Below are 23,997 nucleotides of genomic sequence, written 5' to 3'. Positions count from 1 at the left end.
TCGACCCTTGACCTGTTCAGCATGGCAAGGTCGAGGCTGTTTTTATTGGACGAATCTGGCTTGTTCTACTTTTTGTATGCTTGCCCGGCGGCTGCACGCGACGGCTAAACCGTCAAGGCGTAACGCTGATGCCGTTGGGCGTCTTACCCACTGGAACGGTTTTCACGACCTGATCGTCTTTCACATCGAGCACAGAAACTGAATTGGGGCGCCCTAGATTGCCATCACCGACCTTTTTTCCCATCATGCTCAGAACGCTTGAGAACAAGTCAGGGTTTTGAAACATCAGGCGAAACGCCTGCTCCCTCGCAGCGTCGCGGCCTTCGCGCAGTTGTCCCATCGCATGGGTTACTTCCCCTACGGCTTCACGCTCCCGCTTGATGAACGGGTGGTTCTGCGCAAGCGGTTGGCGGTTCTTGCTAAGCGACTCGGCCAGCAAGGCAACGCCGCGCATCCATGGACTGAACGCTTCAGAGAGCAAATAACGGCTGGTGCGCATCGGATGGAGCCACTTGAGCATTTCGGCTGTCCAGGGCGTGGCCAGCGCTTGCACCCAAGGACTGACGAATGCCCGGTAAAGTGCTTCGTTGACCGTCGAGACTTGTTTCACGCGCTCAAAAGCTTCCTGCGGGTAATCCGTTTTCAGGTCTTGCACCTGACGGGGTTCGAAGCGGATGCTGTAGCTGGGTTTATGGCAGTCCGGGTCACCCGACGGATTGTCGATCTTCATTTCATAGAGGCCCGGGGCCAGCGCTTCAATGTCAGCCAGGCTCTCCAGGATGGCCCGGTGCTCTAAACGAGCCACCCTGGCAGAGACAAAAATGCCGAGATGGCCAACATGCGGGTTCGTGAGGTAGACGATGCGCTGCCCGGCTTGCCTGAGATTCTCTGTGTCGCTGTAGACAGCGGGGATCCATCCAAGCGCCTGGTGCGGTGGCGTGATGTTGTCGCCGTAGGATGCAAAGATGACGATTGGATTCGTGATCCGCCTCAGGTCAGCAGTGCAACCCTGGCAAATCCGGAAAAGACCTTGTTCAATCTGATTGCCGATGAACAGGTTCTCAACGATCGCGAGAATCTCTTCTCGGCTCAGGAAATAAAAACCGTTCCACCAGCGTTCGAACTCCAGAAAGCGCCCCTGCTCACTGTCAACGTTGGTGAAGAGTTGGGCGTACTTTTCCCAAACGGCCTTTTCGGGCTTGAGGTTCTCGAAATTCTGCGCTAGCCAGGCCCCGTCGAAGCGGCCATTGCCCAGGTCGGCCGTCAGATGCGCCAACCAACTGCCGCCAAGAAGCCCTCCGGAAAGACGCATCGGATTGACACCGGACTCGCCGGCCCAATACGACAAGGGTGAACCATTGAGCACCACCGGCCCGACCAGACCGGCGCAGTCTGCGGACAGCAGCGTCACCGCCCACCCGGCCTGACAGTTGCCATAGAGCACAGGAGGCTTGCCAGGATGGCGTAGTGCGACCTCTTCGACGAAGCTCCGCAGCACATGCAACACGTCTGCCAGGGTCTGCCCCAGAGTCGGCTCCGGAAAGAAGATGACGAAATAGACCGGATGGCCTTCACGCATGGCCATTCCGACTTCGGAGTCGCGCTTGAAGCCGCCAATGCCGGGGCCATGGCCGGCGCGTGGATCGACGACGATGACCGGCGGTTTGTCAGGATCGACGCAGTCATCCCAGCAATGCGTGTCGATTTCGGTGATGCGCAGCAGTGCATAGTTGACTGGCCGCTCGAAGCGGCGCGCGTCCAGCAGCGTTTCGTGCTTGAAATCCAGAAGCGGCGGCAACCCGGCTCGCTCGTGCTCAAGCATGTTGTTCGCGCGCTGGCGAAGCGTGTCCCAGAAAAGTACCGTGCGTTCGAGGAAGTCCCGCTGGTAGTCGAAAAAGTCCAGCGCCGACGGTGCCTGAGTTGCCGGGGTCTGTTCGCCCGCGGCATGGCCGTGGTGATGCAGGTGTTGGTTCATGCCCATGCCTTTGTGGAGTTATCTCGATTCTTGACCTTGCCATCGCGGCAAGGTCAAGCCCTTTTCCTTGTGGACGCATCCGGCCCGTACTGGCCCATGCCCCGATGGCTAGCGGGACAAAGACAAGCGGTACTGGACATTGATTTCATCGTGGCGGCGCCGTATCTCGGGCGGCCATTGCGCCTTGATCCATGACAGCACGGCCACGATCTCGTCGTCGCTCAGTACACCGCCGTAGATGGGCATAGCCGTACGGTAGTCGGGCTGATCGATCAACTGGGCTAGTCCCTGCTTGGTGATGGCGAACAGCTGCTCGTCGGGATGGTGCCAGGTGTGGCCGCTGGGATCGTGGGGCGGTGCCGGTAGCAGGCCATCGGGCCCGCGATCACGCCAACTGGGTTGGCCCTCGCCCTTGGCGCCATGGCAGGCCGCACATTGTTGCGCGTAGATGCGGGCGCCGACGCGCAGCACCTGGGGATCATCGGGGTGCAGGCTGTGCAGCGGCGGCATCGCCTGCCGGTCGCTGGCGCGCAGGGAAAAGTAACCCGCCCCTGCGACCAGCAGCAAGGCCAGCAATCCTACGGCCCCCAGGATCAGCGGTTTCAACGTCATCGCAACTTCCTTGATTTCATGCTGATGGTCACATTCTGGTCATCGGATGCGTCGCTCAAGGCTGGACCCATGCGCCCCAGCGCGGAATGAAACGCGGGACATGCTGCGCATACTCCTGCCAAGCCTGTCCAAAACGACGTCCGCTTTCCTGCTCCTCGTTGTGCGCCAGGCGGGCATACACCACCACAAGCACCGGGAACATCAACAGCGTCAGCAAGGTCGGCCATTGCAGGAGAAAGCCGAACATGATCAACACGAAGGCGATGTACTGCGGATGCCGCACCCGAGCGTAAACACCGGTGCGCGCCAGCCGCCCCTGCCGCTGGGCCTCGTAGAGCACGGGCCAAGCCGCGGCCAGCAGCCAGAAGCCACCGCCAATGAACAGGTAGCTGAGAATGTGGAACGGCCCAAGGTGCGGATCACCGCCCCAGCCGAACAGCAGCTCCAGCAGGTGACCGGCGTTGTGGTTCAGCAGGTCCACGCCCGGGACCTTCTGGCCCAGCCAGCCCGACAGGAAGTAGATGGTCAGCGGGAAGCCATACATCTCCACGAACAGCGCCACGATGAACGCTGTGAACGCCCCGAAACTGCGCCAGTCGCGCGCGCTGGCCGGCTTGAAGAAGCTGAAGGCGAACATGACGAAGATCGCCACGTTGAGCACCACCAGAGTCCACAGGCCATACGACGATCCCGTGTGCTCCATGGCCTCAGCCCCTGTCGGAGTTTTGTCCAGTGCCCTGGCCAGTGGCTCCGGAGCCACCACCGTGGCCGCCATGACCACCATGGCCTTTGTGCATGAAGACATGCATCAGCGGGCAGGCCAGCAGGAAGGCATAGGGCCACCATTGCGCCAAGTGGGCACGGTGCTCGGTCCATAGAAAGTACCCGGCGGCAGCGCCGAACACGAGCAGGCCGATGGCATAGCGCGAGCGCCAGAACCCGCCGGTCTGCACACTCTGCGGATGGGATGCATGGTCATGGGTCATGACGGCCTCCTCACTTTGTGCCGGGAGTGGAGGTTTGCGGCATGGACATTCGATCCATCATCATCTGCATCATCGACTCCATCATGGCCATGCGCTTTTCCATCATCTGCGGGTCGTGCTGCATGCCAGCCATACCGGCGGGCGGGTTGCCCGATGCCATCTGGCCGTGCATCGACTCCATCATGCGCATGCCGTCCTGCATGGTCTTCATGTGTTCGGCCATCAATGCCTGCCGCTCCTGGGGCGTCTTGGCGGCGGCCATCTTCTCGTGCATGGCTCGCATGCGTTGTTCCATCGCGGCCATCATGGCCGGGTTCATGGCCTGCGATAGCGGTGCTGCAGCCGGCGCCGGAGCTGCCGCCGCAGGGGCGGTCGTTTCCGCTGGATGGTGGTCCTTGTGCTCGTCGGAGCCTTGCGCCAGCACGCCCACGGAGGCGGCGGCGACACAGAGGCCGATCAGGGAGTGGCGAATGTGAATCATGATGCTTCCTTCTTGCGGTGGAGGGGGGAGACTCGGGCTGCCGCGTCCGGCGGCATGATGCGGTGGTGACTCTGCTCAGCGCGCGGGTTGGATGTCGGTGACAACCATCTTTCCACCTTCCTGGACGACCGTGAATTGCACCTTGTCGCCGGGCTTGAGCTTGGTGATCTGACCCTTGTCGCGAACGGTGAAGACCATGGTCATTCCGGGCATGTCCAGGTTCTTGATGTCGCCGTGCTTGAGGGTGACCTTGCCGTTGTCCGGATCGACCTTCTTGACCTCGCCATTGGTTATCGAGTCCGACGCAGGCGCCGCCACCTGACCTGGACTGGGGCTGACCTGGGCATGGCCCGCCATCGGCAGGGCAACGCCCATGGCCAGGGCGGAGATGGTGAGTAGACGTTGGATGGTGGTCACGATGATCTCTGAAGGAATAATCGATGGGGGTTCAAAAAGACTTGCAAGATCAGTTCAGCGAGCAACCTCGACTTGCCCGGCCATGCCGGCTTCAAGGTGTCCCGGTTCGGTGCAAGCAAAATCGACCTTGCCCGGCTGGGTGAACTGCCACACCATCGTGCCGCGCTGGCCGGGCTTGAGGTTCACCTGGTTAGGCTCGCTGTGCACCATGCCGGGATTGGCGCGCATTTCCTTGGCGTGCTCCTTCAATTCGTCCAGCGAGCCGAGCACCATTTCGTGCCTTATCTTGCCGGCGTTGCGCACCATGAAGCGCACGGTCTCGCCCTCCTTCACATTGATGCTTGAGGGATCGAAGCGCATGTTGTCGTTCATCACCACGTCGATCGTGCGCGTGACCTTGGCCGGGTCACCGGGCTGGCCGAACATGGCGCTGTGCTCCGACATGCTCATGTTGCCGTGCGAGGCGGGCATGTCGTGGCCACCAGCGTGCGTGCCGGCAGCCAGCGCAGCGAGCGGAAACGCCGCCGCGGCAAACAGGGAAATGAGGATGCTTTTCTTCATTCAAACGACTCCTTGGGAAAAATCAGAACCAGAAATTCAAGCCCGCCAACCAGCGCGTCTGGGTGGCACTGCCACCCGAGGCGCGCACGAAGTCTCCCGTGAGGCCAAAGCTGTGTTGCCATTCGACGCCGATGTAGGGTGCGATCTGGCGCGTGATTTCGTAGCGCAGGCGCAAACCCGCACTGGCGTTGGCAAGGCCGCTGCCGATGGCGTTGGCCGGATCGCTCTTGCCGTAGAAATTCCATTCGGTGCGCGGCTGCAGAATCAGCTTTTGCGTGAGAAGCCAGTCATAGCTCCCTTCGAGCCGCAGCGCGGTGCGGCCGCCACTGCCCAGATAGACCGTGGCATCGAGCTCAAACCAGTAGGGCGCGAGGCCCTGCACGCCAGCCGCAAGCCACTGGCGATCCTTGCCTGTGCCGTGGTCGAAGCGCACGCCGAGTTGACTGTCCCAGAAGGCGGCGATGGCGTGGCCCCAGAGCAGTTCGGTGCGCGAATCCTGTACTTTGCCCTGGGCGACGTCGCCCTCGGCCTTGATGACCAGGTGATTGAAGTCGCGGCCGATGCGCGCTTGCAGGTCATACGTCGTGGCGTTATCGCCGTGGCGCGCCCAGGCGCGCTCCAAGCGGTTGACCCTCAGGTTCGCAAAGCTCATCTGGTCGCCCAGTTGCAGGCGCGGCACGCCCGTGAGCGAATACTTGCCGCTGCCGCGCTCGAAGCCGTCGGAATAGCCGTTGGGGTCGCGCGCATCGGCGGGCGGGCTGCCGCCTTGCATCTGCATGTCGCCGTGATCCATGCCCGCCATGGAGCCGCTGGAAGCTGGCGCAGCGCCGTGGTTCATCGCGGAAGCGGGGCCGCTGTCGGCACCTTGGGATGGCGCGGGGCCGTGATCCATGCCCGGCATGGCGCCATGATCCATGGTTGGCGCTCCAGGATTTGCAGCCGGGACGCTGCCTCGCATGGGCATGCTGCCGTGATTCATGGCAGACGCTTCATCCGCTGTCGGCGCACTGCCCGCCGGCATCGGCATGCCCTCATGATTCATGCCAGCCATGGACCCGGCCGCAGGCGCGGTGCTGGACTGTGCCGCAGCGTCGTGTGCGCCATGCGCATCGTGATCCTGAGCCAGGGCGGACGTGGCAGTGGCCGTGAGGATCAGGGCCGTGGCCAGCGGCACCAGTCGCAAGGCCAAAGTGTGCGGGGCAAGTCGGTTCATTTTCAGGTTCTTTCTCATGCCACCACCACCTCGCGGAACATGCCCATTTCCATGTGGAACATCAGGTGGCAGTGCCAGACCCAGCGGCCGAGCGCGTCGGCGCTGACGAGAAAGCTCACGCGCTGCGCCGGCTGCACGGGGATGGTGTGCAGGCGCGCGACGAATTCGCCCGAGGCGTTTTCCAGCTCCTGCCACATGCCGTGCAGGTGCATGGGGTGGGTCATCATGGTGTCGTTGTGCAGGATTACGCGCAGGCGCTCGCCGTAGCGGAAATGCACGGGGCGACTGTCGGTGAAGTCAAGGCCGTCGAACGACCAGGTGTAGCGCTCCATGTTGCCCGTCAGATGCAACTCGATTTCGCGCTCGGGCCCGCCGGCATAGAGCGATCCGCCGACGGTCTTGAGATCGGCCAGCGTGAGCACGCGCCGGCCGTTGCCGCGCAGTCCGACGCCGGGGTCATCCAGGTTGGTGCGCGGCATGTCCACGCGCATGTCGGCGCCGGGGCCCCATTCGGTGCGAGCGTGGCGCACGGCGGTGCCGGGCTTTTGCAACGGATTGGACGCCATGCTGTGCGCCATGCCGGGCATGCCGCCCATGGCCGACATGTCGTGCCCGCCGCCCATGCCCTGCATGCCGGCCATGCCAGCGTGGTTCATCCCAGCCATGGGGCCGTGGCCCATCGCCGCCATGTCGTGGCCACCGCCTCGCGCCATGCCGCCCATCATGTCGGCCATGGTGAGCCACTGCACCGCATCCAGCGCGGGCACCGGCGCGCTCAGGCCCGGGCGTACCGCCAGTGTGGCGCGCGCGTAGCCGGTGCGATCCATCGATTGCGCAAAGAGCGTGTAGGCATCGTCTTTGGGCTGCACAATCACGTCGTAGGTCTGGCCGGGGCCGAAGCGGAACTCATCCACCGTCACTGGCTCCACGTCTTGCCCGTCGGCCTGCACCACGGTGAGCTTGAGGCCCGGAATGCGCACGTCATAGAACGTATTGCCGCTGCCGTTGATGCAGCGCAGGCGCACGCGCTCGCCGGGCTTGAAGAGCGCCGTCCAGTTGGCGCCAGGCGCGCTGCCGTTGACGAGGTAACTGAGCACGGTCGAGGACAAATCGGCCATGTCGCTCGGGCTCATGCGCATGGCGTACCACATGTCACGCTCCTGCAGCGCCGCGCCCAGGCCCTGCTCGCGGACGTCACGCAGGAATTTGACGAAGGTGGGCCGGTGCTGGTTAAACACGTCGCCTTGCGCCTTGAGCTTGGCCAACGCGCGCATCGGGTCGGTGCCGGTCCAGTCCGACAGCAGCACGACGTGCTCGCGGTCGGTGCGAATGGTTTCACGATCGCGCGGCTCGACGATGAGCGCGCCATACAGGCCGGTCACCTCCTGCATGCCGCTGTGCGAGTGGTACCAGTAGGTGCCGCTTTGCTCCAGCGTGTAGCGGTAGGTGAAGGTCTCACCGGGCGCGATGCCGGCAAAGCTCACGCCCGGTACGCCGTCCATCTGGAATGGCAGGATGATGCCGTGCCAGTGGATAGATGCCGTCTCGCGCAGGCGGTTGGTGACGCGAATCGTCACGGTCTCGCCTTCGCGCATGCGCAGCGTCGGCCCGGGCAGACTGCCGTTGATGGTGGTGGCGATGCCCGTGCGGCCGTCGAAGTCGACGCGGGTTTCGGCCAGCGTCAGGTCAAAGACGGGGCCACGCAACTCGGGTGGCGTTCCCGTACGGGCTGCTGGCAGGTCTTGCAGTGCCCAGGCGGGCAGTGCGGCATCGAGCGTGCCCAATGCGGTACCCGCCGCTAGCGCCCTCAGAAAGCGCCGGCGCTGGATTGCCTGGCCTGGGGAGACGGAAAAGGAAGGGATTTGGAATCGCATGCCGCAGATTCTGAAGAGCCCGCCCTTTCAGAAAGATGTTTGCGACATTACATTCCTGTCAGCTTCATGTCGGCAGGCCTTACACGCGGCACACTTGCGCCAGAACCGCATAGGAGCCGAACCGGTGAAGATATTGATCGTCGAAGACGAGCCCAAGACGGGCGAGTATTTGCGCCAGGGCTTGAGCGAGGCCGGGTACGTCGCGGACCTGGTGCCCCATGGCACCGATGGGCTGCACATGGCCTTGCACGGCGCCTACGACCTCGTGATCCTGGATGTCATGCTGCCCGGGCTGAACGGCTGGCAGGTGCTGCAATCGTTGCGCGAGCGCGGCCTGCAAATGCCAGTGCTGTTCCTGACCGCCCGCGACCAGGTCGAAGACCGCGTCAAGGGGCTGGAGCTTGGCGCCGACGACTATTTGGTCAAGCCGTTCTCGTTTGCGGAACTGCTGGCCCGCGTGCGCATCATCTTGCGCCGCGGCCCGGCGGGCAACGAAGGCACCACGTTGCGCGTGGCCGACCTGGAACTGGACCTGCTGCGCCGCCGGGTCTCGCGCAATGGCAAGCGCGTGGACCTGACGGCCAAGGAGTTCGGCCTGCTGGAACTGCTGATGCGTCGCCACGGCGAGGTGTTGCCACGCTCCCTGATCGCATCGCAGGTGTGGGACATGAACTTCGACAGCGACACCAACGTCATCGAAGTGGCGATGCGACGACTGCGCATGAAGATCGACGAGGGGCACCCGGTCAAGCTCATCCAGACCGTGCGCGGCATGGGTTATGTGCTCGACGTACCGCAGGAGGAATAGGTGTTGTTTCGGGTTCGTTGGGGCCGGTTGCCGCTGACGCAGCGCCTGACCCTGCTCTTCACTGCGGTGGCGGCCTCGGTGGTGCTGGGGCTGGGCGCTTTGTTTCTGGTCGAGACCGAGCGGCATTTCGTCGAGCTCGATCGGATGGCGCTGCAAGACAAGCAACACCTGATCGAGGAAATTCTGCGCAATGCCAACTCGGCGGACGACACTCGCCGGCGACTGGGCGAGGCGCTGAGCTATCACCATGATCTCTACGCCCAAGTCCAGGATGGACAAGGAGCAGTGGTCTTTCAATCCCGCGGGTTCATCCCCACCATGCGCGGCGACAAGACCCCGCACGCCGGTGAAAACCAGGTGTTTGGGATGTTGCGGCACGACGGTGCCCGGTTCCATACACTGGTCTTCAAGGCCGCCCCGGCCTACTCCCCCGCTCCCCTTACCGTCTGGATCGCCGCGGATACGGATCACCACACGCAGTTTCTCGACGGCCTGCGGCGCAGCTTGGCCTTGTATGTGCTCGCCGCCATCGCCATCTGCGGCCTGCTCTCGTGGTTCGCCGCGCGCCAGGGGCTGGCGCCCTTGCGCGACATGAAGTCACGGGCTGCCAAGGTGACGGGCCAGAAGCTCGGCGAGCGCATGCCCGTGCAGGCCGTGCCGGTAGAAATGGCCGACCTGGCGCAAGAGCTGAACCGCATGCTGGATCGGCTGCAGGAGGACTTCCAGCGCCTGACTGATTTCGCGTCGGACCTGGCGCACGAACTGCGCACTCCCATCAGCAATCTGTTGACGCAAACGCAGGTGGCGCTGGCGACCAAGCGCGATGCCGCAACCTACCGCGACATCCTGGCATCGAACGCCGAGGAATTTCAGCGTTTGGCGCGCATGGTGTCCGACATGCTGTTCCTGGCCAAGACCGAGCGCGGCGTGGATTTGCCGCGCGTGGAGAGGTTCTCCGTGCGCCAGGATGCGCTGGCGCTGCTCGACTTCTACGAGGCCGTGGCCGAGGAAAAGCGCATCCGGCTGCGGGTGGAAGGCGATGGCGAGATCGAAGGCGACCGCCTGATGTTCCGCCGCGCGGTTAGCAACCTGCTGTCCAACGCCCTGCGCCACGCGCCCGAGGCCGGTGACGTCACCATCCGCATCGCCGCCACCGCACAGGCCACGACGGTGGCCGTGGAGAACACCGGTGCCGACATCGACGCCAAGATTCTGCCCCGGCTGTTCGACCGTTTCTACCGCGCCGATGCTTCCAGGACCCATCCGGACACTGACGGATCGGGCTTGGGTCTGGCCATTACGCGCGCTATCGCCGAGGCCCACGGCGGCGGCGTCACGGCAAGCTCGGGTCAGGGACGCACCTGTTTCACCCTGGTGTTTCCACATCACATTGCAAAGCCTTCAAGCTGACAACAAACTCATCGGGCTGTCCAGATTCTGTTGGGGTGCGCTCCCTACGATGAACACATCTCCTCAGCGCCTAACCAAGGCATGGGAGATGCAAGTTTCATCCACCCTCGTTAGGAGCTTCAACCATGACCCAACAACGCCTCTCCCTTTCTTCGATGATCGCCGCCGCAGCCGCAGTGGCTGCCCTGGGCCTTCCAGGGATGGCCTCGGCAGCGTACGAGCATCCCGCCAACAACGAACAGGGCGTCATCGTTCATCCAGAACACTTCAAGAGCGAGAAAACGCGAGAGCAGGTCATCGCGGAGACCAAGGCTGCTATGCAGCAAGGCCGTCTTTCCTACGGCGAGAGCAACTACCCGATCCGCACGCCCGATGCAGGTCCTGGCAAGACGCGTGAGCAAGTGACCAACGAACTGCGCAGCGAGTCGCCTGCCGAACGCGACGCGCGTCTGCGCCTTTACTCCGCAGGTTGATTCTCCTGCTGCTACGTCGGCATCATTGGGCGGCCATTCAAGGGACATGCGAGGGCGATATCCGATGTCTCTTGAAACAGTGCTGCTTGTGACCATGCCCGGCAAGCGACCTCAAGCGCCACCTGCGCCAGAAACCGTAAAGCAAGAGCCTCGCCATGCCCCGCATACCCGTTGGTTCGCCTGGCGTGGACGGCTCCGCCGATAGCTGCCGGCGCGCCCCCAACGGCACGCTGCTGGTGCTGGTGGATCACAGCAGCCCGGGCATATGATGGTCGAATCGACTGGCCAGCTGGCGTCGCGGCTGGCGGCGGCTCCAAACGAATCAGGCACAGACCGCAGCGAACCGTCTCGGTTGGAACAGGATGATGGTCGATTCTTGGGGCGCGCCCAGATTGTGTGCATGCACCCGCGAGAAATCACCATTGAACTCTGGAGACCGTCACATGACGAACCACGAATCCCTCACCCGCCGCGACTTCATGAACGGCGTCGGCATGGGCACTGCGGCACTGCTGGCTGGTTTGCCGCAAGTCGAAGCCGCGCCCGCAATGCAAAGCGCAAGCGATACCTTTGAACCGGACGTTGCTCTGGAGTTGATCGCCCTACCGCGCAGTGTTTCGCTGCGACCGGGGCGAGCAACATCCGTGTGGTCGTACCAGTCGCGCGTGCTGAAAGGGGATCCAGCAAGCGTGCAGGCGCTACCCGACAGCTACCTGGGCCCGATCCTGCGCCTGCGGCGCGGCCAAAAAGTCCGCATCGATTTCATCAACCGGCTGGACCAGCCGAGCACCGTGCACTGGCACGGCCTGCACGTCCCCGACACCATGGACGGGCATCCGCGCTTTGCGATCGGGCGGGGCGAGCGCTATCGCTACGAGTTCGAAGTGCGCAACCGCGCCGGCACCTACTGGTATCACCCCCACCCCCACGGCCATACGGGCGAGCAGGTGTATTTCGGCCTTGCCGGCCTGCTCCTGGTGAGCGATGAGGAGGAGCAGGCGCTGCCGCTGCCACGCGGCCAATACGATCTGCCGATCGTCATTCAGGATCGCAGCTTCGACGACGGCAACCAACTCCGCTACCTCAGCGGCACCGGGCCGACTGCGCGCGGCGACGCATCCGGCGCGCCGTCTGCACCGGGCAACACGATGGGCGGTGGGGGAATGATGGGCGGCATGATGAGCCGCGGGGCCATGATGTCGGGCGGCATGGGCGACATGATGACGCGCATGATGGGGTTCCTTGGCGACACCGTCCTGGTCAACGGCCGCCCGGAGTCATTGATCGAGGTCGCCACGCACCCCTATCGGCTGCGTATCCTGAACGGCTCCAACTCGCGCATCTACAAGCTGGCGTGGCAGGACGGCCGGCCACTCACCGTGATCGGCACCGATGGCGGGCTGCTGGAGCGGCCGGTGCACAAGGACTACGTGATGCTGGCCCCCGCCGAGCGCGTTGAACTGTGGGCCGACTTCAGCAAGGACGATCTGGGCACGCAGCTCACGATGATAAGTCTTGCGTTTGAAGGCGCCATGGGGCGCATGATGGACATGATGGGTGGCGGCTCCATGGGGGACGCGATGGGCGGCTCGTCGCTGGCCGCTGGTGCACGGTTTCCGATATTCACGGTCAAGGTTGCGCGCAAGGTAAACGGGTCGCTCCAACTGCCCGATCGGCTGTCTGCGATCTCCTGGCCGCGCCTGCAGGATGCAGTCAACCGTGCGAAGCCAAGAACGTTCCGCATCACGATGGCGCAGATGCAATGGGGCTTCAACGGCCGCAGCTTCCAGATGACGGCTGTGGCGCCCACTGAAGTTGTGAAGCTGGGAACCACGGAGGTTTGGGAGTTCGCCAACGACGGCGGCATGATGACGATGGCGCATCCAATCCACGTGCACGATCAGCAATTTCAGGTGCTGGAGCGGCGCCACGGCGCGGGCAGCAGCGGCGTACGCGATGGCTATGTCGATCAAGGCTGGAAAGACACTGTGCTGGTGATGCCGGGTGATCGCGTGAAGCTCTTGATGCGTTTCGCCGACTATTCGGGGCTCTACCTTTATCACTGCCACATGCTGGAGCATGAGGATCTGGGCCTGATGCGCAATTACCGCATCGAGACTTGAATGCCGGTGGTAGGTGTGCAAATGTCTTTCTGAAGTTGACCCGTTTTCGCGGACACCTGATCCTTATGGAAGAAGGAGTTCGCTATGCCCAAGACCCGCCCTCCGTACCCGGCGGCATTTCGCCAGCAGATGATCGAGCTGGTTGCAGCCGGCAACACGCCTGCACAGTTGGCGCGACAGTTCGATTGCACGGCACAGACCATCTCGAACTGGGTGGGACATGCCGCCGTGGACCGCGGCAAGCCCTCGACAAGCAAGGAAGGGTTGACCAACGCCGAGCGCGAGGAGCTGCATCGGCTGCGCCGCCAAGTGCGCCAGTTGCAGACCGAGCGAGATATATTGGCAAAGGCTACGGCCTGGCTCGCCGCCAGGGGCGAGAAGACGTTCACGCCGTCTTCGAGCTCGTGATGGCCCACCAGGCCGCCTTCGCCGTGCACACGATGTGCCGCGTACTGGGAGTCTCGGTGAGCGGCTTTTACGCCTGGCGCGATCGCGCGCCGTCGAAGCACGCCATGGAGGATGCTGTGATGGTCGAGCGGATTCGGGCGATTCACGCCGCCTCGGATGCGACCTACGGCATGCCGCGGGTGCGTGCCAAGCTCATCGATCAGGGCGCGCGGGTGAGCCGCAAGCGGGTCGCACGCCTCATGCGCCTGCACGGCTTGCGCGGCATGAGCCGGCGTCGTGGCTTTGTCGTGACGACGCAGCGCGAGCCCAAGCGGCGCCCGGCGCCGGATCTGGTGAACCGCCAGTTCGTCGCCGACGAGCCGAACCGGCTGTGGGTAGCCGATATCACCTTCGTGCCGACCTGGGCCGGATTCGTGTACCTGGCGATCGTGCTCGATGTCTGGAGCCGTCGGGTGGTGGGCTGGTCGATAGGAGAGTGCATCGATACCGAACTGGTGCTCGCGGCGCTGAACATGGCCATCGCGCAGTGCCGCCCCGGCAACGTCATTCACCACAGCGACCAGGGCAGCCAGGGCGGATTCAACCGGTCGTCGCAACGTTGGTCTGTCGGGCAGATTTTAGGTAGCCATCCAGGACCTCGGCAGGCGTCCTCCAGCCCAACGTCTTTCGTGGTCTCGTGTTCAACGTGTGCGCGACCGCCTCGATTTCTTCGGCACCCCAACGCGACAGGTCAGTGCCCTTCGGGAAGTACTGCCGCAGCAGCCCGTTGGTGTTCTCATTGGTGCCGCGCTGCCAAGGGCTGTGCGGGTCGGCGAAGAAGACCCGCACGCCAGACTCCACGGTAAACCGGGCGTGATCCGAGAGCTCCTTGCCGCGGTCCCAGGTGAGCGAGCGCCACAGCTGGGCGGGCAACGTCGCCACCGTTGCTTTCAGCGCGTTGGCCATGGTGATGGCACCGTAGCCTGCAAGTGCGGGTCCGTTCTTTCTGCGTGGAATCACGCCATAGCCTGCCTCGCGCGGCAGGTGCACGAGCAGCGTGAAGCGGCTGGAGCGCTCGACCAGCGTGCCGATCGCCGAGCGGTTCAGCCCGATGATCAGGTCGCCCTCCCAGTGCCCGGGCACAGCGCGGTCTGACGCCTCAGCCGGTCGCTCGGAAATCATCACGTCGGCGTTCACGTGCGCCCAAGTCTTCGCCTGGGCTCTGGCTCGCGGCACGCGCAACGCCCGTCCCGTGCGCAGACAGGTCACCAACTCGCGCTTGAGCGCCCCACGGCCCTGAATGTAGAGCGCTTGGTAGATGGCTTCATGGCAGATATGCATCGATGCATCACCAGGGAAATCGACCTTCAGCCGGCGAGCAATCTGCTCGGGCGACCAGCCTTTGACCCATTTGCGGTCGCTACGGTGTGGCTTGTTGCGCCCCTTGAATGATGCCTCTCGTGGACCGCTGATCTCGTGGTTGGGCATCATGAATCTTGCCGGCCAAGCGGTCTTGAACATACTCACGCAACCGCGCATTGCCCACCAGTTTCGCCGGCTTCGGCCTGCGGGCCATCAGTTCTGCCTTCCACTGCGCCACGGATGCCCGGTAGTCAAGCGTGCCACCGTGCGTGGCGGCATTGCGCCTGAGCTCCCTCGACACCGTCGATGGGCTGCGTGCAATGCGACGCGCAATCTCGCGCACACCCACGCCCTGGATGCGCAGCAGTGCAATCTCCTCGCGCTCGGCAAACGACAGGTAACGCTCCGACACGGGCTTGGACATGAATAGCGGCATGCCGCCACGATGCCGGAACCAGCGCGTACCCACTGCTTGCGACACGCCGACCGCTTCGGCCGCTTTCTCGCTCGTAATGCCGGTGGCAATCTGTGCCCAGAATTGCCGCTCAACCTCGCGCCGATGCGATGGCGCACCCGGTGAGCGCATTGGTGCGCGTCCTGTCAGTTCGTACATCCACCCTGCTGGTCGTCCCATAAACACCCCCTCGATTCAAGGTGTTGCGACGACCGGTTGAATCCGCCCAGTACACGAGCATCAGCTTTGGCAAGCGCTGCGGCGAGATGGGCGTGCGCCCCTCCATGGGATCAGTGGGCGATGCCTACGACAACGCGATGGCCGAGAGCTTTTTCGCCAGCCTGGAGTGCGAACTGATCGATCGGCGCGTCTTCAAGACCAAGACGGAAGCACGCCTGGCGCTGTTCACCTGGATCGAGGGCTGGTACAACCCATGTCGGCGCCACTCGGCGCTCGGTCAGCGCTCTCCGGCAACTTTCGAGAGGATCCATATCGACGACATTCACATCGAAGCACCGAGCCACGAACACGGGTTACCCACCGTCGGCGTTTGCGTGGCATGCGCCACGCCGCCGGTGGATAACCCTGCATCGTGACCTTCGGGAACACTTGAGAATCAAGCCCCAACCCGTCCGCGGAACAGGGTCAAGTCCATTCGGCCCGGCAAGCTCAGGCCGCGCCGTGCAAAGCAGTTGCCAGCGCGTTTTGAAACAACTCAAGAAAGGTCGCACATCATGATGAGCGGAATGCAAATGGGCGCAATGACGGGGATGGGCGGCTGGTTCGGCGCCCACGGGTTGATCCTGCTGCTCTGGGCGGCGGTCATCATCCTGCCCTTCTGGAAAATCTTTTCCAAGGCAAGTTTTTCCGGCTGGCTCAGTCTGCTGCTGCTCGTGCCCGTGGTCAACCTGATCGTCCTCTACGTCATTGCATTCGCGCGCTGGCCGGCGCGCCGGTTTCCCGACCTTCCGGTTTGAGCCGACCGGTTACCGCGGACAAGGCCCATCATGCTGCTCGATCGTGCCGATGCCGGTGGTGGATGTCGGGGTAATGCGGGTGGCAGTGGGTGATCGGCGCATGTGCGTGCTCATGCGAATGCGGCTCGCGGCCATCCCACGGAAAATCGTGCGTGTGCTGGTGGTGCACGTCGTGCACGTGGCGGTGGGTGTGGGTCATGGTCTCGTGGGTGTGCGTGTGCTCGTGGCGCTCGGTCAGGTGCAGCCATACCCCGGTGGCCATCAGCGCCGCTGCCAGCCAGAACAGCGGCGCGGCGTGCTCGCCGAGGGCAAAGACAGCAATGGCCGCGCCCAAGAATGGCGCGGTGGAAAAGTAGGCGCCGGTGCGCGCCGTGCCAAGGCCGCGCAAGGCGAGAACGAACAGCACCAAGCTGACGCCGTAGCCCAAGAGCCCGACCAGCATGGCTTCGACCAGCACGGGTGCGGCAGGCAGCGCAGCGCCCAGTGCCAGCGCGATGCCGGTGTTGACGATGCCCGCTACGCCGCCCTTGAGGCCTGCCACAAACAGCGCGTCCGTGGCCGACACCTTGCGAGTGAAGTTGTTGTCCAGCGCCCAGCCAAGGCAGGCGCCGGCAATCAGGAGCGTGCCCGAACCCAGACGGCCGGTGGCTGGCGACGCATCGGGCCACGCCAACAACACAGCGCCGGCGACGATCGCCAGCATGCCGAGAACGATGTGACGGTCGGTGTTTTCGCGAAACACGACCCAGGCGATGACGGCGGTCAGCACCGCTTCCAGATTGAGCAGCAGCGATGCGGTGGCAGCCGGGGTGGTCATGAGCCCCAGCATGAGCGCGAGCGGCGCCAGCACGCCGCCAAAGCCGGTGGCGAGCAGCAGCCACAGCCACTCGCGCGCAGGCATCACGGGCTTGCGCCAGCCGCGGTCGCGTGCCAAGCGGATCAACCCCAAGCCGATGCCACTGCCCAGATACAAGAGGCCAGCCAGCAGCACCGGCGACAGGTCGCGCAGCAACTGCTTGGCAAACGGCGTACTCGCGCCAAAGAGCAGCGCGGCGGCAAGCGCGGCGGCAACCGGCGGTGAGAAATGCAAGCGATTCATTAACCAATCCTTCCCGGAAGATGCCACATTCACCATTGCCTTCAATGGCGGCCTGCGGGTGCGACGTCGGCAAGGCCAGCCGTCGACGCATCGCCTGGAGAGCCAAACGACGTGCGGCGGGCCTGCGGCAGGAGACGTGCAGAGTTCAGAATGAAGGTCAGCTCTGAAGCGACGTGGATGAAGGCGGCCAGCAGGGGGCCCAGCAGTCCGAATGCGGCCAGCGCAATACCCACCAGATCGATTCCGATCGTGCCCGCGAAGTTCTGCCAGATGATGGCGCGCGTGCGCCGCGCCACTTTCATCGTCTCGACGAAACACGCCAGGTCGTTGCCCAGCAGCACGATGTCGGAACTCTCCTGCGCCACGTCGGTGCCGGAACCCATTGCCACGCCGACGCTGGCCTCGGCCAGAGCAGGCGCATCGTTCACACCATCGCCAACCATCGCGACTGTCCGGCCTTTCTTCACCATGTCGGCCAGCCGGGCCAGCTTGTCCTCGGGCAGCAATTCGGCTTCAACGTTCTTCAAGCCGAGTTCTGTTGCCACGGCTGTCGCGACCTGCCGGTTGTCGCCAGTCAACAGAACCGTCTGCACGCCCATCGCATCCAGCGCAGCGATGGCCCGCTTCGCCTCGGGCCTGATCGTGTCGGCGATGTCGATGGTGCCCAGCAGGCGTCCGTCCTTGGCGATCACGACCTCGGTGCACGCACCAAGGTCGCGAGGCGGTGGCAGGTCGATTCGGTTGTCGGCCATCCAGGCGCGGTTGCCGACGAGGATCGTGGCGTCGCCCAATCGTGCCGAGATGCCGCGTCCTGGCGTGTAGCCGAAGTGCTCCGGTTCTCGGACTTCGCGTCCCTCCGTCTTCACGCGGCTCAAGATGGCTTTGCCGAGCGGATGCTCCGAGCGGACTTCCGCAGTCGCCGCGGCGTCGAGCAGCGCTGTGGCCGACACGCCATCGACTGGCAAGACAGCTTGTACTTCCGGCCGGCCGTAGGTCAGCGTGCCGGTCTTGTCGAACACAACGGTATCGACCTTGCCCAGCGTTTCGAGATGAACCCCGCCCTTGATGATGGCCCCAAGCCGAGCAGAGCGGCCGATACCGCCCAGGATCGCCAGCGGTGTTCCCGCAGCAATGCCGCACGCGCCGGCAACGATGATCACTGAAATGGTCGAACGCATGTCTCGCGTGATGAGCCAAGTCAGCACGGCGGCGCCGAGCGCGAAGTACACCAGATAGCCGGCGAGCCGATCGGCCATCCGCTGCACGGGAGCCCGCGAGCGCTCGGCTCGCTCTACCGCCTCGATGATGCGGCCGTAGCTGGTATCGCGCCCGATCCGCTCGGCTCGAATTTCCAGTGCGCCCGACTGGTTGATCGCGCCAGCATAGACGCGAGAACCCTCAGTCTTTTCGACTGGCATCGACTCGCCGGTGATCCGCGATTCGTCGGTGAATGAGTGGCCGGAGACCACAACACCGTCGACCGGGAGGCCGCCGCCTGGGGAAACCAGAATCACGTCACCCACTGACAGTTCCTCGGCCGAGACGGTCTTGATAGAACCCGCCCTACGCACCGACACCTCACGCGGCAAAAACTCCAGCAGGTCCCGGATCGCCTTGCGGCCGCGGCCGACCGTCAGACCCTCCAGCACTTCCGCGATCAGCACGAACAGCGTGATCACCAGCGCTGTGAAGAATTCACCGATCGCGGCTGCGGCAACGATGGCGATGGTCATTGACAGCTCCATCGTCATGCGCCGAGCCAGCAGGTTCTCCAGCGCTTCCTTGAAGATCGGCCAACCGCCGATCACCAAGCCAATGACGCCGATCACACTGACCGCTGGATACGGCTCCCACCATTTGAACCAGACGGCAACGGCTGCGACCGCCACCAGACAGATGCGCAGAGCCTCATTCCAATCGAATGGGTACTCGTGCTCGTGATGATCGTGATCATGGTCATGATCCTCGTGGTGTTGATCGGCGTGCCCATCTTGGCCATGCGGCCGGTTGTGTAGAGAAATAGACATGGGGTTTGATCGTCCGAGGGAGATTTGCCGCCCATAGGCGACTTTGGATTCACTTCATGTAGCTGCGCAGAATCGCAATCAGCTCGGCTGCCCCTTGTTCGCGCGTGCCGTCGCCGGGGTCTTGCGGATGGGTGATGTGCGAGTTGATGTGTTCCTCCATCACTTCGCGCATCAAGCCCGTCAGCGCACCGCGCGCGGCGACGATCTGGTGCAAAACATCGGCACATCCCTTTTCGGCTTCCAGAGCACGCTCGATCCCCTCAAGTTGTCCACGGATGCGACGCACACGAGCGAGGAGTTTCGGTTTTTCCTTGACGGTATGACTCATAGGTAGATGTTTATTGTTAGGATAGGTGGGTAAGGTATATTAACCTGAACTCTGGGACAAGGACGGGCATCCAGCGCCCCGAGGTCAAGACATCGGGGGAAATTTAGCGGAGCGGATCGGCTCGGCTGGACCAGAACAACGCGAATAGGAGGCCGCTATGGAGTTCAGGTTGCTGCGCTACTTCATCGTCGTAGCGGAAGAATTGCACTTGGCCCGCGCGGCCGAGCGTTTGGGCATTGAGCAGTCACCAGTGTCGCGCGCGATGCGCGACCTCGAACGCTTGCTCGGCGTGCAGTTGTTCGACCGCAGCACGCGTCAAACGCGGTTGACTTGGGCTGGCAAGGTGCTGCTTGGCGAAGCCCGGTGTGTACTGGCCGCGGTCGATCATGCGGTGCAGGCGACCAAGGGCGCGGCCCAGGGCTATCAGGGCGTTTTGCGCATCGGTATCTGCGACAGCCTGGCCCAGCCGCGCATTGCTTCGCTGCTGGCGCGCAGCCGGGAGGAGGAGCCTGAGCTGAACATCCGGGTCTTTGAGCTGCCATTCGCGCAGCAACTCAAGGGCCTGCACAATGACCTGTTGGATATCGGCTTTGCGCTGTCGGATGGGGTCAACGACGGGCTGGTGGCCGAACTGGCCTGGAGCGATCCGCTGTCTGTGATCGTGCCGGCACGCCATCCTCTGCTGGAGCATGTCCAAGTCAAGTTACGGGACGCCTTGAAGTTCCCGCTGGTGCTGTGCCATCCCGACGCAGGCTCGGGCTGCCACAACCAGATCCAAGCGGTGCTCAATGGCGCGACCATACCGCCCAAGGTAGCAGACCACGTAACGAGCCTGGGCGTGATGCTGACGCTGGTGGGCGCCGGCTACGGCATCGGCTTCGCCATTGCCTCGCAGGTGCAGACCCTAAATCGACCCGACATAGCCGTCCGTCCCCTGGCAGGCACGCCGCCCATGCTGTCCACCTACCTGTTGCGCCGCCGTGCCGAACCCTCTGAGCCCACGAAGCGGTTCCTGGAGCGCGCACGCGAGGAATTCGGGCCGAAGGGAGATGAACCGGCCTCGTGACGTTGAGCGCTCGGATACATTGGCTACTGCTGGCTGTCCGCAGCTCGCATTGGACCTGCCCGGAGCATGCGTTGACCAAGCGAGGTTTTTTAGTCCACAATAACGTCCATCTCGGTTCGCCGAGTGCGGAAGACTCGTTATTAATCAACGAGTTGGGAACACGATGATGTTCCCTTCACCCGCTCCACTTCGACTTTCCAGGGACTTCCACAGAACGCCAGGGAACGTCGTAAGTCATTGTCAGGATTGAGAATTTTCACCAAACCTCGATCTACTGACATCCAGCGAAATCCACTGGCAGCCAGCTCAAACTGGTACAAAAAGTGGCCCAAACAATGTGAGAGGTTCCCAATCCGCATTGTTGCTGGAGGAGCTGCTACCCCCCTGAGGAACATGCATCCAACTCGCTTCGCAGAGTTGAGCTCATGCTGACAGGCCTCAAAGCTGGACAAGCCAAGATGACTGGCAAGTCGTATGCAATCGCCGATTTCGACGGCCTCTACTGGCGTGCGTCGACCCTACTGCGTACGAAGCTCCGCATGAGCCGAGAAAGCACCCGCCGTCAGGTCAATGTCAGCGCCTGAGATGCCGGCCCTGCGCGCCGCGTCCTGCCAGCCATCGACCGCTGCAGCCACTTCCTCCATCACCTGCCGAGCAGAGCCGTCATCGAGCCCGTAGAACGCCGCCGTGCTGATAACCGTCTTCATGCTCGGCCGATTGTCGACATCGTCGATGTTCAGGACATGTTCCGCCTTGTCGATGTTCGGGTTGACATCAAACGCTGGCGCGAGGCGCCACCCTGTCTTGCCCAGCACGAAGCCATGGTTGCGCAGGTGATCGTCCCGGTTGCCGACCGCGACGTGGAATGCCACGCGTCGGAATAGCTGTGCCAAGTCTGCATCTGCATGCTCTGCATCGCCCTGGGCTCGGATGAACTGAGCCAATTCCAGGTAGCTCGTGCCCTCGCTCTGCGTCTTGCGCAGCAGTGTCATCGCCGAGGCATAGAAGCGCCTGGCACCATGCGCGCGATCGAACCTCTGGACGCAGAAGGTGTGAAAATCGTTGCCCAGCCTGATCAGCCTTGCTGCGGGTACATCCACGCCGGCTTTACGAGCCAGTTGGTGAACAGCGTACTCCCAGGCCCCAACGTCCCGGTCATCGTCACGCGCGGGGAACTTGGCGATCCAGAGCGAGCCGTCGGCCTCCGTGAAGTTGGCCTTTGGCCTGGCCCCGCCCAGCGAGGCACCCGGAGCGACAAGCACGGCCAGCCACCTGCGCAGGGCATCGAGGTCGTCAATGCGCCGGTTGCTGAGCTGATAGGCGACCGCTTCCAGTTCGCGCAAGGTCGTCACCGGCGGAGCGGCCATCTTCTCGTCACCGAGGAAGGTTTCCGTACCCGGCCTGCGAAAGCGCAATGCGCCCTGGCGGGTCTGGTCCTGCACGCCGATGAGGAAGTCCCAGGCGTAGAGCGTGCGAGGCGGCCGCTTCTCGTCCTTGGCTTGCAAGGCTTCACGGCGCTTCATCAGCGTCTGGCCCCAGCGGTCAGGCGATGAATCCAGGAAGATGCCGAAGTTGCCCAGTTCCGGCCTCGGAAAGAAGGGGTGTTCGTCCAGGGAGAGATCGGGGTCCAGCGCAAAAGCGCGAGGATCCCTGAGCCAATCCGGTTCGTAGTGAAAGCGGATCTGGCCGCGGTCATGGGAAAGCGTGCCGACTTGGCGTGCAGGGCCAAGGTCATCGTCCAGCCAGACTTCCAGGGTGTTGTCCTGCTTGGTCATGCAGACCCCTCGCGATTCTGGACGGGTGAAGGGGTGACCTTGCGGCGCCTGGTACCGGGTGACGGCTCCAGCGCCAAGTCCTGCAGCTTGCGCCCAATGCGGTCGTCGGCTGCCAGCAGATTGAGATCGCCTTCGAGGCCCAGCACGGCCAGCACCCGGACATAGGCACCCAGGGTAGCGCCAGGATCGCCTGCCTCGACTTTGTACACCGTGGTCCTGGAAACCCCTGCGCGTTGCGCTATCACCGCGTTGCTCAGCTTGCGCCTCTTGCGGGCAAGGCGCAGCCGTTCGCCGAGCTCGGAGAGCAGGCGCTGCTCCTGTGGAAAGACAATGGGTGATTTGCGAGGCATGTTCGCTATTAAAGTCAAACGTCAATACATTTGTCCATGATAGCGAAATATGAAGCGGGTGACTAGAGCTTGCCAGCGAGCGAGAAACTGGTACGCAATGCGGCCTATTCCCGCTCCATGAATGGAAATAACCTTTTATAAATCAATGGGTGAAGTGAAGTTGCCGTTCACTTCACCCGCTCCAATTCACCCATTCATATGGCGTCATCACCCCGCGAAGTGCCGCAGCTGCTCCGGGATTTGCAGGACCGGTCCAACCTGCTGAAAGCGCATCATCCTGCGCAGTCGATCACCACTTCGAGATACGCGCCGGGCACCACCAGCGAGTCGGCCCCGGCGCGATTGAAGCGCGCCAGCAGCTCCAGCATCTCGCCTTCGAGCCCCTTTTGCTCGTCGGGCGCCAGCGCGGCAAAGGCGCGGTGCACCGGGCCGTAGAAGGCGCGAAACACGTCCACCCAGTGCTGGGCCGACTCGTAGCGGAACATGAACTCGCGCGGCGTGGCCTGGATGCGCTGGCCGGCAAACAGCTCGCGCAGGCCGGCCTCGGTGCCCCAGCGCAGGGGCGAGTTCAGGCCGGCGGGCGGCGCCGGCAGGTGGCGGCCCACGGCCTTGAGCACTTGGCCGATGAAGCCCTCGGGCGTCCAGCAGGCCAGGCCGATGCGCCCGCCGGGGCGCACCACGCGCAGCAGCTCGGCGGCGGCCTGCGCCTGGTTGGGGGTGAACATCACGCCCACGGTCGACAGCGCGACGTCGAAATGCGCGTCGGCAAAGGGCAGCGCCTCGGCGTCGGCGTGGCGAAAGCTGACCTGCAGGCGCTCGGCGGCGGCGCGTTCGCGCCCGTGCTCGAGCAGCGCATCGACGTAGTCGGTGGAGGTGACGTGGGCAAAGCGGCGCGCCGCCGCCAGCGTGGCGTTGCCGTTGCCGGCGGCTACGTCCAGCACCTGGCTGCCGGCGCGCAGGTCGACCGCCTCGCACAGGCTCTCGCCCATGATCTGCAAGGTGGTGCCCAGGATGGCGTAGTCGCCCGAGGACCAGACGCCGTGCTGGCGCTGCTTGAGGGCGGCGTAGTCGAGGGCGGGCGTTTCGAGGGTGGCGGTGGACATGAAGCTCTCCTGAAAGAAACGGCGTGAACCGGGATGCTCATGCTGCGCGCTGGGCGCGGCCGCATTCAAGTTCTGCTTGTGAACCACGGTGGTTCTGCATCTGAACTGGCGCGCCCGTGTGAAGCGGCGTAGATTG

At 63.5% G+C, this 23,997-nt stretch carries 21 protein-coding genes and 3 pseudogenes; 8 read left to right on the top strand and 16 right to left on the bottom strand.

The features are described 5' to 3' along the window. Nucleotides 1–112 precede the first annotated feature (112 nt). The 9 genes from K320_RS0101475 to K320_RS0101435 form a co-directional block, all read right to left on the bottom strand. Nucleotides 113–1,975, bottom strand: a complete 1,863-nt coding sequence (locus K320_RS0101475) for a DUF3141 domain-containing protein (RefSeq protein WP_029695707.1) — start codon at nucleotides 1,973–1,975, stop codon at nucleotides 113–115. A 108-nt stretch (nucleotides 1,976–2,083) separates the two neighbouring features. Continuing rightward, nucleotides 2,084–2,587 carry a c-type cytochrome gene (locus K320_RS0101470; protein WP_024537131.1) on the bottom strand — a complete coding sequence of 168 codons (504 nt, stop codon included), beginning with the start codon at nucleotides 2,585–2,587 and terminating at the stop codon, nucleotides 2,084–2,086. Nucleotides 2,588–2,642: 55 nt separating this feature from the next. Then, nucleotides 2,643–3,290 carry a methyltransferase family protein gene (locus K320_RS0101465; RefSeq protein WP_024537130.1) on the bottom strand — a complete coding sequence of 216 codons (648 nt, stop codon included), beginning with the start codon at nucleotides 3,288–3,290 and terminating at the stop codon, nucleotides 2,643–2,645. Nucleotides 3,291–3,294: 4 nt separating this feature from the next. Next, complete coding sequence (locus K320_RS17920; protein ID WP_024537129.1) at nucleotides 3,295–3,573, bottom strand: DUF2933 domain-containing protein; 279 nt, start codon at nucleotides 3,571–3,573, stop codon at nucleotides 3,295–3,297. A gap of 10 nt (nucleotides 3,574–3,583) precedes the next feature. Continuing rightward, nucleotides 3,584–4,054 (bottom strand): hypothetical protein, encoded by a 471-nt coding sequence (locus K320_RS0101455; protein ID WP_024537128.1) that lies wholly within the window; start codon nucleotides 4,052–4,054, stop codon nucleotides 3,584–3,586. A 75-nt stretch (nucleotides 4,055–4,129) separates the two neighbouring features. Next, on the bottom strand, nucleotides 4,130–4,471 hold the full coding sequence (locus tag K320_RS0101450; RefSeq protein WP_024537127.1) for a copper-binding protein: 342 nt from the start codon (nucleotides 4,469–4,471) through the stop codon (nucleotides 4,130–4,132). A gap of 54 nt (nucleotides 4,472–4,525) precedes the next feature. Then, nucleotides 4,526–5,032 carry a cupredoxin domain-containing protein gene (locus K320_RS0101445; RefSeq protein WP_024537126.1) on the bottom strand — a complete coding sequence of 169 codons (507 nt, stop codon included), beginning with the start codon at nucleotides 5,030–5,032 and terminating at the stop codon, nucleotides 4,526–4,528. A 22-nt stretch (nucleotides 5,033–5,054) separates the two neighbouring features. After that, nucleotides 5,055–5,996 (bottom strand): copper resistance protein B, encoded by a 942-nt coding sequence (locus K320_RS0101440; protein WP_407059749.1) that lies wholly within the window; start codon nucleotides 5,994–5,996, stop codon nucleotides 5,055–5,057. A 263-nt stretch (nucleotides 5,997–6,259) separates the two neighbouring features. Next, the gene (locus K320_RS0101435) at nucleotides 6,260–8,119 is read right to left on the bottom strand and encodes a copper resistance system multicopper oxidase (protein ID WP_024537124.1); all 1,860 of its coding nucleotides are present in this window, start codon (nucleotides 8,117–8,119) and stop codon (nucleotides 6,260–6,262) included. 124 nt (nucleotides 8,120–8,243) lie between these two features. On the opposite strand from K320_RS0101435, the gene K320_RS0101430 reads away from it, so the two are divergent. From K320_RS0101430 to K320_RS19385, 5 genes and pseudogenes are all read left to right on the top strand, one after another. Next, nucleotides 8,244–8,927 (top strand): heavy metal response regulator transcription factor, encoded by a 684-nt coding sequence (locus K320_RS0101430; protein WP_024537123.1) that lies wholly within the window; start codon nucleotides 8,244–8,246, stop codon nucleotides 8,925–8,927. Beyond that, nucleotides 8,928–10,337 (top strand): heavy metal sensor histidine kinase, encoded by a 1,410-nt coding sequence (locus K320_RS0101425; protein WP_024537122.1) that lies wholly within the window; start codon nucleotides 8,928–8,930, stop codon nucleotides 10,335–10,337. Nucleotides 10,338–10,462: 125 nt separating this feature from the next. Beyond that, the gene (locus K320_RS0101420) at nucleotides 10,463–10,810 is read left to right on the top strand and encodes a DUF4148 domain-containing protein (protein WP_024537121.1); all 348 of its coding nucleotides are present in this window, start codon (nucleotides 10,463–10,465) and stop codon (nucleotides 10,808–10,810) included. Between the two features lie 443 nt (nucleotides 10,811–11,253). Further along, complete coding sequence (locus tag K320_RS0101415; RefSeq protein ID WP_024537120.1) at nucleotides 11,254–12,933, top strand: multicopper oxidase family protein; 1,680 nt, start codon at nucleotides 11,254–11,256, stop codon at nucleotides 12,931–12,933. 84 nt (nucleotides 12,934–13,017) lie between these two features. Then, nucleotides 13,018–13,913: pseudogene (locus K320_RS19385) on the top strand (IS3 family transposase); the annotation flags it as partial. A gap of 7 nt (nucleotides 13,914–13,920) precedes the next feature. On the opposite strand, the pseudogene K320_RS17915 reads toward K320_RS19385, so the two are convergent. Then, a pseudogene (locus tag K320_RS17915) lies at nucleotides 13,921–15,295 on the bottom strand (IS30 family transposase). Nucleotides 15,296–15,360: 65 nt separating this feature from the next. Between K320_RS17915 and K320_RS17910 the strand changes: the two are divergent. Then, a pseudogene (locus K320_RS17910) lies at nucleotides 15,361–15,732 on the top strand (transposase); the annotation flags it as partial. Between the two features lie 96 nt (nucleotides 15,733–15,828). After that, nucleotides 15,829–16,113: a hypothetical protein gene (locus K320_RS0101390; protein WP_245593804.1), complete on the top strand. Its 285-nt coding sequence runs from the start codon at nucleotides 15,829–15,831 to the stop codon at nucleotides 16,111–16,113. Between the two features lie 28 nt (nucleotides 16,114–16,141). On the opposite strand, the gene K320_RS0101385 is transcribed toward K320_RS0101390, so the two are convergent. Genes K320_RS0101385 through K320_RS0101375 form a run of 3 tightly spaced genes read right to left on the bottom strand, consistent with a single transcriptional unit; the run spans nucleotide 16,142 to nucleotide 19,567 of the window. Next, on the bottom strand, nucleotides 16,142–17,212 hold the full coding sequence (locus tag K320_RS0101385) for a DMT family transporter (RefSeq protein ID WP_013519567.1): 1,071 nt from the start codon (nucleotides 17,210–17,212) through the stop codon (nucleotides 16,142–16,144). A gap of 41 nt (nucleotides 17,213–17,253) precedes the next feature. Then, nucleotides 17,254–19,239: a heavy metal translocating P-type ATPase gene (locus tag K320_RS0101380; protein WP_024537115.1), complete on the bottom strand. Its 1,986-nt coding sequence runs from the start codon at nucleotides 19,237–19,239 to the stop codon at nucleotides 17,254–17,256. Nucleotides 19,240–19,288: 49 nt separating this feature from the next. After that, nucleotides 19,289–19,567, bottom strand: coding sequence for a metal/formaldehyde-sensitive transcriptional repressor (locus tag K320_RS0101375; protein ID WP_024537114.1), 279 nt, complete (start codon nucleotides 19,565–19,567; stop codon nucleotides 19,289–19,291). Between the two features lie 157 nt (nucleotides 19,568–19,724). Here K320_RS0101375 and K320_RS0101370 point away from each other — a divergent pair, with 157 nt between their 5' ends. Then, on the top strand, nucleotides 19,725–20,633 hold the full coding sequence (locus K320_RS0101370) for a LysR family transcriptional regulator (RefSeq protein WP_013519570.1): 909 nt from the start codon (nucleotides 19,725–19,727) through the stop codon (nucleotides 20,631–20,633). A gap of 518 nt (nucleotides 20,634–21,151) precedes the next feature. On the opposite strand, the gene K320_RS0101365 is transcribed toward K320_RS0101370, so the two are convergent. From K320_RS0101365 to K320_RS0101355, 3 genes are all read right to left on the bottom strand, one after another. After that, the gene (locus K320_RS0101365) at nucleotides 21,152–22,408 is read right to left on the bottom strand and encodes a type II toxin-antitoxin system HipA family toxin (protein WP_024537113.1); all 1,257 of its coding nucleotides are present in this window, start codon (nucleotides 22,406–22,408) and stop codon (nucleotides 21,152–21,154) included. Continuing rightward, nucleotides 22,405–22,758 (bottom strand): helix-turn-helix domain-containing protein, encoded by a 354-nt coding sequence (locus tag K320_RS0101360; RefSeq protein ID WP_024537112.1) that lies wholly within the window; start codon nucleotides 22,756–22,758, stop codon nucleotides 22,405–22,407. Before K320_RS0101360 ends, K320_RS0101365 begins: the two co-directional genes overlap by 4 nt. Nucleotides 22,759–23,030: 272 nt before the next feature. Continuing rightward, nucleotides 23,031–23,861, bottom strand: a complete 831-nt coding sequence (locus tag K320_RS0101355; RefSeq protein ID WP_024537111.1) for a class I SAM-dependent methyltransferase — start codon at nucleotides 23,859–23,861, stop codon at nucleotides 23,031–23,033. Between the last annotated feature and the right edge of the window lie 136 nt (nucleotides 23,862–23,997).

Origin of the sequence: Comamonas badia DSM 17552 (genome assembly GCF_000484635.1) — a bacterium.
GTDB lineage: Bacteria > Pseudomonadota > Gammaproteobacteria > Burkholderiales > Burkholderiaceae_C > Comamonas_C > Comamonas_C badia.
This window is presented reverse-complemented; position numbering and strand designations above follow the sequence as displayed.